We start from the raw sequence: 2,036 nt of genomic DNA, 5'->3' as shown, positions 1-2,036 counted from the left end.
AAAAGAGCTATCAAAGGAAGGAGGCAATGTTTTTGGCTCTGGAAGCCAAAATGGAATAGCTGTAACGATTTTTGTGCGCAATCCAAATAAAAAACAACCGTGTAAGATTTACTATCATGATATTGGAGATAATCTTTCCACCGAAAAAAAACTTGAGAGGCTTCAATACTTTGGTAGTGTTGGTGGTATTACACGTGAAGACGGTTGGCAAATAATTACACCAGACAAGTACGGTGATTGGATCAATCAACGTGATGACAGTTTCAAGACATTCCTAGCTCTAGGTGTTAAAAAAGGGCATGTTAAAAAGCTATTTGAAACTTACGGTATTTTGACATACAATGTGAGATATAATATCAAAAAACACAATAAAGTCAATAGTTTGTTTGTAATTATTTTATATAAATCCACTCAAGAATCCATCTTTTTATACGTGATTCATTTGATCATTTTTTATAGAAGATTGGCATGTATGAATAGACCATAAAAAGCAAATCATGATGCAAATATTATAACGCATGTAAATGTTCAAAAGAAATGAAAAGCCGATATCACTCATAACAGTTTATAAGTTTTATGATACGTTTTTATCATAGCACAAATCACATTGTTTAAAATTTAGTTGTTTGAAATTATCGATTATACGTTTAAAGAATGGTATGAGTTTTGCTCTTTTTTGAGCGAAACCTTAAAAAGGAATACCCCTTTGAAACTGTCATAAGCTTATAGGTTTAATTTATAAAGATTGCATAAAAGGATTTAAAGACAAGATCGATTTTAAAACCACGGTATTTTTTACCGAGGTAGGAAATAAAGGTAATGAAATTCAAAACGCTATATCTTATGAAATGAAAAGCCTTTTAATGAATAGATTGCAGGCTAGTCTTTAAGAATGGAACTATTCGCTTCCACAAAAAAATGGAGGCAAATAATGCCATGGCAGTAGAATAACTATCTACTTTAGATTTGGTACTAAAAACGTTTTAAAAGTTATAGTTTAAAAATACGAAACCAAAAGAGCTCTTTCCAAATTTGGGGGCAGCTATTAAGACAAAGATAAGCAAACAAACTTCAAAACCATTGTAACATCATAAGGCATGAGATTTTTCTAAATTTTTAGAAAAAGCTACTCTGTTTAAAGAATGCTCTATTCTAAAGTTAACGCCTCCAAAATTGAATTGGTTGATTTTGCTAGCCAAATATAGAGCAATTAATTTGCAAAAAAGTTATGTTTGAGTGCAAAATAAAAATACGCTTATGAGAACTTCTCTAAATGAACGTTTAAACGTTTGAAACAGATGTTTATAACAGTTTTTAAAGCCTTGCATTTGATAAAAGCGGTTGTTTATTGTCTTATGAGAGTTTGTTTTAAAAGCCAACGTTTGCAACTGTAAAAAACGAGTTTTGTTAAAGCTAACAAGCGTTTTGATTTGTTTGATAGGTTTGATTTTAGACAATGTGTTATTTGAATTCACTCAACTCAATTTTAAAGTCAGTATATTGAAACGTTTTAAAAGAAGCATTTTGATCATGGGCTTTATTTCAAATGCCCCCTCACAAAGGAGGGGGGATGATTAATACGTTTGAGAGAAATGAAAAGCGTTCATTCAAATGAGTGAGTAAAAATCATACGCATTATTTACATTCCTTTTGATAAGTTTTCATATCTCAAAAGAGCGCTTGCAATATAATACGNTATTTACATTCCTTTTGATAAGTTTTCATATCTCAAAAGAGCGCTTGCAATATAATACGTTTTGTATATATGCATTCATTATTGATTTCGTTTATATGAAATATTTGCACATACCTCCATTGAAAGCCGCGTCATATCACTTGGCACGGCTTTCTTTTATGGAACGCTCTCTTTTATGATATGTATATTAAGCAATTATCTTATAATGCGTTTATAGCCATCAAGAAGGCACCTCCGTGTCTATTTTTATTCTGTTTCCTCAACAATCTTGACAAGGTTATCGCTTTCATAAACCTCATAATTTATAGGAACTTCCCTTACTTTGCTTTTCTTGGTTAAT

General features: G+C 31.1%; 1 protein-coding gene. It reads left to right on the top strand.

Features of this window, described 5'->3' with window-relative positions; translation table 11 throughout:
* On the top strand, positions 1–487 hold a 487-nt coding region (locus tag ACFIMX_RS01245), incomplete at its 5' end, for a hypothetical protein (RefSeq protein WP_375693918.1).
* Positions 488–2,036: the final 1,549 nt, after the last annotated feature.

This window comes from Bartonella sp. AD24XZML, from assembly GCF_042196485.1.
Lineage (GTDB): Bacteria > Pseudomonadota > Alphaproteobacteria > Rhizobiales > Rhizobiaceae > Bartonella.
This window is presented reverse-complemented; position numbering and strand designations above follow the sequence as displayed.